Origin of the sequence: Actinomadura roseirufa, assembly GCF_900659635.1 — a bacterium.
Classification (GTDB): domain Bacteria; phylum Actinomycetota; class Actinomycetes; order Streptosporangiales; family Streptosporangiaceae; genus Spirillospora; species Spirillospora roseirufa.
In genome coordinates, this window is sequence record NZ_CAACVB010000334.1 from 1 (window position 1) to 7,308 (window position 7,308).

The 7,308-nt window shown below is 73.1% G+C and carries 5 protein-coding genes; 4 read left to right on the plus strand and 1 reads right to left on the minus strand.

What is annotated here, in order from left to right; translation table 11 throughout:
* Positions 1-153: 153 nt before the first annotated feature.
* Both E1291_RS36960 and E1291_RS36965 read left to right on the plus strand, forming a co-directional pair.
* Complete coding sequence (locus E1291_RS36960) at positions 154-2,256, plus strand: MFS transporter (protein ID WP_131742703.1); 2,103 nt, start codon at positions 154-156, stop codon at positions 2,254-2,256.
* A gap of 139 nt (positions 2,257-2,395) precedes the next feature.
* Positions 2,396-3,541 carry an acetyl-CoA C-acetyltransferase gene (locus tag E1291_RS36965; RefSeq protein ID WP_131742704.1) on the plus strand — a complete coding sequence of 382 codons (1,146 nt, stop codon included), beginning with the start codon at positions 2,396-2,398 and terminating at the stop codon, positions 3,539-3,541.
* 284 nt (positions 3,542-3,825) lie between these two features.
* Here the strand turns inward: E1291_RS36965 and E1291_RS36970 are convergent, their stop codons facing one another.
* On the minus strand, positions 3,826-4,584 hold the full coding sequence (locus E1291_RS36970; RefSeq protein WP_131742705.1) for an IclR family transcriptional regulator: 759 nt from the start codon (positions 4,582-4,584) through the stop codon (positions 3,826-3,828).
* A gap of 301 nt (positions 4,585-4,885) precedes the next feature.
* Between E1291_RS36970 and E1291_RS36975 the strand changes: the two genes are divergently transcribed.
* Positions 4,886-6,838, plus strand: a complete 1,953-nt coding sequence (locus tag E1291_RS36975; RefSeq protein WP_131742706.1) for an acyl-CoA dehydrogenase family protein — start codon at positions 4,886-4,888, stop codon at positions 6,836-6,838.
* A 139-nt stretch (positions 6,839-6,977) separates the two neighbouring features.
* A partial coding sequence (locus tag E1291_RS36980; RefSeq protein WP_370771100.1) for a lipoate--protein ligase family protein occupies positions 6,978-7,308 on the plus strand: 331 nt, incomplete at its 3' end.

Consider the following 7,308-nt stretch of genomic DNA (forward strand, 5'->3'; position numbering starts at 1 on the left):
GGCCTGCCGCCGTGGGCGACCGCCGGCGCGGTCGGCACGGCCGGCGCCGTGGCCGCGCTCGGCGCCGCGTCGGTGGCCCGCGACATCATCCGGTGATCTCCGCCGGGTCGTGGGTAGTCCTCCCCTGTCATCGGCGGGACGGAGGCGGCGGCCATGCAGGCGGACGGGGAGGCGGGCAGGGAGGCGGGCAGGGAGGCGGACCGGCCCGCGGAGGGGGCCGCGGACGGGCGGGTCATGCCGAAGGGCCGCGAGCTCTTCGCGATCCTCGGCGCGCTGATGCTCGCCCTGCTGCTCGCCGCCCTGGACCAGACGATCGTCTCCACGGCCCTGCCCACGATCGTCAGCGACCTCGGTGGCCTCAACCACCTGTCGTGGGTCGTGACGGCGTACCTGCTCGCCTCCACGGCGTCCACGCCCCTGTGGGGCAAGCTCGGCGACCAGTACGGCCGTAAGCGCCTGTTCCAGGCGTCGATCGTCCTCTTCCTCGCCGGCTCCGCCCTGTGCGGTCTCGCGCAGGGCATGACGCAGCTGATCGTGTTCCGGGCGCTGCAGGGCCTCGGCGGCGGCGGGCTGATGGTCCTCGTCGTCGCGATCGTCGGCGACGTGGTGCCGCCGCGCGAGCGGGGCCGCTTCCAGGGCCTGTTCGGCGCCGTGTTCGGCGTGGCCAGCGTGTGCGGGCCGCTGCTCGGCGGCTGGTTCGTCGACAACCTGTCGTGGCGCTGGGTGTTCTACATCAACGTCCCGATCGGCGTCGTCGCCCTGCTGGTCATCGCGGCCGTCCTGCCCGCCGCGACGGGCGAGCGCGAGCGGCATCGCATCGACTACCCCGGCACGCTGCTGATCGTCGGCTGGGCGGTCGGGCTGGTGCTGATGACGACCTGGGGCGGCACCCGCTACGACTGGCTCTCCGCGCCGATCATCGGGCTCGGCGCCGGATCGGTGGCGCTGATCGCGGTGTGGCTGCTGGTGGAGCGGCGCGCCGCCGAGCCGGTCATGCCGCCGCGGCTGCTGGCCGACTCGGTGTTCGCGCTGGGCTCGGCGATCAGCTTCGCGGTGGGCTTCGCGATGTTCGGCGCGCTGACGTTCCTGCCGATCTTCCTTCAGGTCGTGCACGGCGTCTCACCGACGCTGTCGGGGGTGTACCTGCTGCCGATGATGCTCGGCATGCTGGTCAGCTCGATCGGCTCCGGGCAGCTCATCAGCAGGACGGGCCGGTACAAGGTGTTCCCCGTGGTGGGCACACCCCTGATCGCCGCGGCGCTGTACCTGTGCTCCCGGCTCGACGAGAACTCCTCCACCGCGTCGATGAGCCTGCGTTTCGCGCTGCTCGGCTTCGGGCTCGGCCTGGTCATGCAGGTGCTCGTCATCGCCGTCCAGAACGCGGTGTCGTACCGGGACCTGGGCGCGGCCACCTCCGGCGTCACGTTCTTCCGGCAGATCGGCGGCTCGTTCGGCGTCGCGGTGTTCGGCTCGGTGTTCGGCGACCGGCTCGCCGCGCACGTGGAGGGACTCGCCAAGGACCGGCTGCTGCCGCCGGGGTTCGACCCCGCGGCCGTCCAGGGGAACCCCAAGCTGCTCGACCGGTATCCGGCGCAGGTGCAGGACGGCGTGCTGCACGCCTACGCCCAGTCGATCGACACGGTGTTCCTGTGGGCCGTGCCGGTCGCCGGGGCCGCGTTCGTGCTGACCTGGTTCCTGCGCGAGGTGCCCCTGCGCGCGACGGCGCAGGCCCCGGACTACGGCGAGGGGTTCGGCGCGGCGCCGACCGTCCGGTCGTCCCGGCACGAGATCGAACGCGCGCTCAGCGAGCTGATGCGCAGGGACGCCAGGGCGCTGGAGCTCTACAACCGCCTGGGCGCGCTGTGCGGGGTGGACCTGTCGGCGGGCAGCATGTGGGCGCTGTGCCGCATCGCCAAGGACGAGACCGTCACCGGCGCCGACCTCGCCGCGCGGGCCGGGGTCCCGGTCGAGCGGGGCCGCCCCTACGTCGACCTCCTCGTCACCGCCGGTTACGTCGAGCGCCGCGCGGGGGTCCTCGCCATCACCCCGTCCGGGCGCGCCACGGCCGAGCGGCTCTTCGCGGCGCGCCGGGAGGGGCTGGCCGAGCACGTGGCGGGCTGGTCGCCCGAGGAGCACCCCGAGCTGGCGGATCTGCTGACCAGGCTGGCCCAGGCGTCGCTGGGCGACGACTCCGACGGCGCCGTGCTCAAGGCGTCCCCGGCCCAGGAGGGTCCGCGCGGCGGCGCGTCCTCCTGATCGTGTTCGCGGGACGGGATGCCGCGCCGCCGAGACTCACCTCACACAGCGTCGCGCCGGGAAAGGAGTAACCTGATACTGACAACCGAATCTCGCTCGGTTTCGGGGACGGAACCAGACTCAAGCTTTTGGAGGCGCAGTGGCCGAGGCGTACATCGTCGGCGCGGTCCGTACCCCCGTCGGTACCAGGAAGGGCGCGCTCAAGGACGTTCACCCCGCCGACCTCGGGGCCCACGTGCTCAAGGAGCTCGTCGACCGCACCGGCGCCGACCCGTCGGCGGTCGAAGACGTGATCATGGGCTGTGTCACGCAGGTCGGCCCGCAGTCGCTGGACATCGCGCGCACCGCGTGGCTGTCGGCCGGCCTGCCCGAGGGCGTCCCCGGCGTGACCGTCGACCGCCAGTGCGGCTCGTCCCAGCAGGCGATCCACTTCGCCGCCCAGGGCGTGCTGTCGGGTACCCAGGACCTCGTCGTCGCCGCGGGCGTCGAGCAGATGGCGATGGTCCCGATCGGCTCCTCCGTCACCATGGCGATGGAGAAGGGCATGCCGTTCCCGTACGGCGAGGGCTGGGCCGAGCGCTACGGCATGCAGGAGATCTCCCAGTTCCGCGGTGCCCAGCTCACGGCCGAGAAGTGGGGCTTCTCGCGCCGGGACCTGGAGGAGTACGCGCTGGAGAGCCACCGCCGGGGGATCAAGGCCATCGAGGCCGGCTACTTCGACCGGGAGATCGCCCCGATCGCCGGGCTCACCCAGGACGAGGGCGCCCGCCCCGACACCAGCCTGGCCAAGATGGCCGAGCTCAAGCCGCTGCGCGAGGGCTGGGACATCACCGCCGCGGTCGCCTCGCAGATCTCGGTCGGCGCGTCCGCGCTGATGATCGCCTCGGAGGAGGCCGTCCGGCGGTACGACCTCACCCCGCGGGCGCGGATCCACACCCTCGCGATCTGCGGCTCGGACCCGGTCTACATGCTGACCGGCCCGATCCCGGCGACCGAGAAGGCCCTGTCCCGGGCCGGGCTCACGGTCGGCGACATCGACGTCTTCGAGGTCAACGAGGCGTTCGCCTCCGTCCCGATGGCCTGGGCCAAGGACACCGGCGCCTCCCTGGACAGGACCAACCCCAACGGCGGCGCCATCGCCCTCGGTCACCCGCTGGGCGCCACCGGCGGCATCCTCATGACCAAGCTCCTGCACGAACTGGAGCGCACCGGCGCCCGCTACGGTCTCCAGACGATGTGCGAAGGCGGCGGCCAGGCCAACGCGACGATCATCGAGAGACTGTAACCCATCCGCCCCCACCCAGCGCCCCGCCCGAGGCGAGGGGCGTTGGGAGGCAGTGACGCCCGCCCCCGCGGAGTGGCCCGTCGCGGTGTCCTCAGCGGTCACGCGAGCGCGCGCCCTGACCGGCGGGGCGAAGCCGAAGGCGAGCCCCGCCGGGAAGATCGCGAAGCGATTCGCGCTCGCACAAGACCGGTCACGAAGCGAGCCGCCAGGCGAGCGCCGTGGGCCGGGCTTGTAGTCAACACCCGTCACGAAGCGAGCCGCCAGGTGAGCGCAGTGGGCCGGGATTAAATCGACAACGCCAGGGAGCGCTGGAGGGTGGCCGCCACCGATTTCATCCGGTGCGCGGACGCCTCGATCCGCCGGAGTCTTCCGGGGCGGCAGGAGATGGCCAGTGCTCCGACGGTCTCGCCCACGCCGTCGGTGACGGGGACGGCGGCGCAGCCGGTGCCGAGGGCGTACTCCTCGTGGTCGAACGACAGGCCGCCGGGGGTGCGCAGGCCGCGCAGCAGCCGGTGGGAGTCGGTGATGGTGTGCGGGGTCAGGTCGACCAGCGGATGCCGGGACAGGTAGTCGCGGCGGCGGTCCTCGTCGAGCTGGCTCAGCACGCACTTGCCGATCGCGGTGGCGTGGGCGGACGACTCGAAGCCCACCCACAGGTCGACGCGCGGGGTGCGCGGGCCGTCGGCGACGTCGATGAGGCGGATCTCGCCGTCCACGTGCATGCCGAAGTACGTCGCGACGCCGAGTTCGTCGCGCAGCGCGGCGAGCGCGGGCCGGACGCAGGCGAGCAGCTGCTGGGTCCGGCTCCGGCCGTGCAGGCTGCGGACGCGGTCGCCGATGACCCAGACGCCGTCGGGCAGCCGGGTGGCGTAGCCCTCGTGGGCGAGGGTGCGCAGCAGGTGGTAGGTGGTGGCGAGGGGGAGCCGCGCCTCCCGGGCGAGCTGCTTGGCGGGCGCTCCGCCGGAATGCGACGCGACCGCCTCCAGGAGATGCAGAGCACGCTGCACCGAGGCGATGAGGGTGGGTCTGCGTGGCTCATCCATTACGCACAGCGAACCCGTTCGGCGTGGCCAGGTCAAGGTCTTGGGTGATACTCACCCATTGCATCACTTCTGCTTCGTGTTCGCGGTGCTTTCCGGGAATCTCCGGCCGAAAGGACGGAGCTGGAACGGTTCTTTTCGGACGCCCTTTCCGGCCCGATGATTTCCGCGCGCCGCTCCGCCCGCGTCCGCCCGCTGCGTCCCCTCCCGTCCCCGCCGACACGCCGCGCGCGCGAGGGCCGGTCAGCCGTAGGACCGGGGAGTAACTTCGGAGGGAATAGGCGTCGCTTCCAGGGAGGACGGCATGAGCCAGCCGAGCCGCGGCCCCGGCGGGGTCGACGAGCGGACCGCGCGCAGGGTCGCCGAGGAGGCGCGCGAAAGCGAATGGCGGCTGCCCAGCTTCGGAAAGCAACTCTTCCTGGGTGATTTCCGGCTGGACCTCATCCATCCTCATCCGCGTCCCGACCCGGCGACGCGCGCCAGTGCCGGGGAATTCCTCGCCCGGCTCACCGAGTTCTGTGCCGCCGAGGTCGATCCCGCGCTGATCGAGCGGCGGTCCCGCATCCCCGACGGGGTGGTCGCGGGGCTGCGCGGCCTCGGCGCGCTCGGCATGAAGATCCCCGAACGGCACGGCGGGCTCGGGCTCGGCCAGTTCGACTACGGCCGCGCGCTGATGGTCGTCGGCTCGGTCAGCCCGGCGCTCGGCGCGCTGCTGTCGGCGCACCAGTCCATCGGCGTCCCGCAGCCCGTCGCGATGTTCGGGACACCCGAGCAGCGGGACGCCTGGCTGCCGCGGTGCGCGCGGCAGATCAGCGCGTTCCTGCTGACCGAGCCGGACGTCGGCTCGGATCCGGCGCGGCTGCGCGCCACCGCCGTGCCCGACGGCGACTCCTACGTGCTCAACGGCGTGAAGCTGTGGACGACCAACGGCGTCGTCGCCGACCTCGTCGTCGTCATGGCGCGGGTGCCGCGCTCGGACGGGCACCCCGGCGGCATCACCGCCTTCGTCGTCGACATGTCCGAGGCGGGCGTCACGGTCGAGCACCGCAACGCGTTCATGGGACTGCGCGGGATCGAGAACGGCGTCACGCGCTTCCACGACGTCCGGGTCCCCGCCGACCAGCGCATCGGGCCGGAGGGCGCCGGGCTGCGGATCGCCTTGACGACGCTGAACACCGGACGGCTGTCGCTGCCCGCCATGTGCGCCGCGAGCGGCAAGTGGGCCACCCGGATCGCCCGCGAATGGTCGGCGGAGCGCGTGCAGTGGGGGCGGCCGGTCGGCGAGCACGAGGCGGTGGCCCGCAAGGTCGCGTTCATCGCCGCGACCGCGTACGCGATGGAGGCGGTGCACGACCTGTCGGCGCTGCTCGCCGACGGCGGGCGCGGCGACATCCGGATCGAGGCGGCGCTGGCCAAGCTGTGGGCGTCCGAGACGGCCTGCCGCGTCGCCGACGAGCTGGTGCAGCTGCGCGGCGGGCGCGGCTATGAGACCGCCGAGTCGCTCGCGGCGCGCGGCGAGCGCGGGGTGCCCGCCGAGCAGCTGCTGCGCGACCTGCGGATCAACCGGATCTTCGAGGGCTCCACCGAGATCATGCACCTGCTGGTCGCCCGCGAGGCGGTGGACGCGCACCTGGCGGTCGCCGGCGAGATCGTCGACCCGGAGGCGTCCGCCGGGCGCAAGGCGCGGGCGGCGGCGCGCGCCGGCGGGTTCTACGCGCGCTGGCTGCCCACGCTCGTCACCGGCCCCGGACAGCGGCCGAGCTCCTACAAGGAGTTCGGTCCCCTGGCGAGGCACCTGCGCTATGCCGAGCGCGCGTCGCGCAAGCTCGCCCGGTCCGTCTTCTACGCGGCGGGACGCTGGCAGGGCGGCCTGGAGTACCGGCAGGGATTTCTCGGCCGCATGGTCGACATCGGCGCCGAGCTGTTCGCGATGACCGCCGTCTGCGTGCGCGCGCAGGCCGATTCCTCACCGGCCGGCCCGATCCTCCCGCCGGCCGGCGAGCGGGGACCCGGCGAGTCCGCGGTGCTGCTCGCCGACGCGTTCTGCCACCAGGCCCGCGTCCGTGTCGCGGAGCTCTTCGACGGGCTGTGGCGCAACTCCGACGCGACGGACGCGAAACTGGCCCGCGCCGTTCTCGCCGGCGACTTCGCCTGGCTGGAGGAAGGCGTGCTGGACCCGTCCATCCCCGGCCCGTGGATCGGGTCCGCGGAGCCCGGCCCGAGCCGGAAAGAGAACGTTCACCGCACAATTCGGTAACGCTGGGTCACCAAATGAAAACTATCTGCATGCATTGCGTGCGCAAAGGAGATAGTTTTCAGGCAAAGGCAGGGCGCCGCACGGCACCGGTTCCGCGGTGCCGCGGCGAGCGGCTCGGGCGAGCGCGGGAGGCGGCTCGGTGCTCAGCGTGATCCTCGACGACACGCGCGATCCCGCGCGCAACCTCGCGCTGGACGAGGCGCTCGTCCGCGTCGCCGCGCCGCACCGGCCCGGCCCCGGCGGCCGGCTCCGCGAGCCGCGGGCGCCCGTGCTGCGCGTCTGGCAGAACGCGCCCAGCATCGTCGTCGGCCGCTTCCAGGACGCCCGCGCGGACGTCGACGTCGCCGCCTGCGCCCGCGACGGCATTGCGGTCGTCCGCCGCGCCACCGGCGGGGGAGCGGTCTGCTTCGACTCCGGCACCCTGGCCTTCACGCTCGTCCAGCTCCCGCCCGCGCCGCCGGTGCCCGGCC

Excerpts from the sequence above, each read along its gene's own strand:
- E1291_RS36960 (WP_131742703.1), top strand. The coding sequence starts at position 154 with ATGCAGGCGGACGGGGAGGCGGGCAGGGAGGCGGGCAGGGAGGCGGAC.
- E1291_RS36970 (WP_131742705.1), bottom strand. The coding sequence starts at position 4,584 with ATGGATGAGCCACGCAGACCCACCCTCATCGCCTCGGTGCAGCGTGCT.
- E1291_RS36975 (WP_131742706.1), top strand. The coding sequence starts at position 4,886 with ATGAGCCAGCCGAGCCGCGGCCCCGGCGGGGTCGACGAGCGGACCGCG.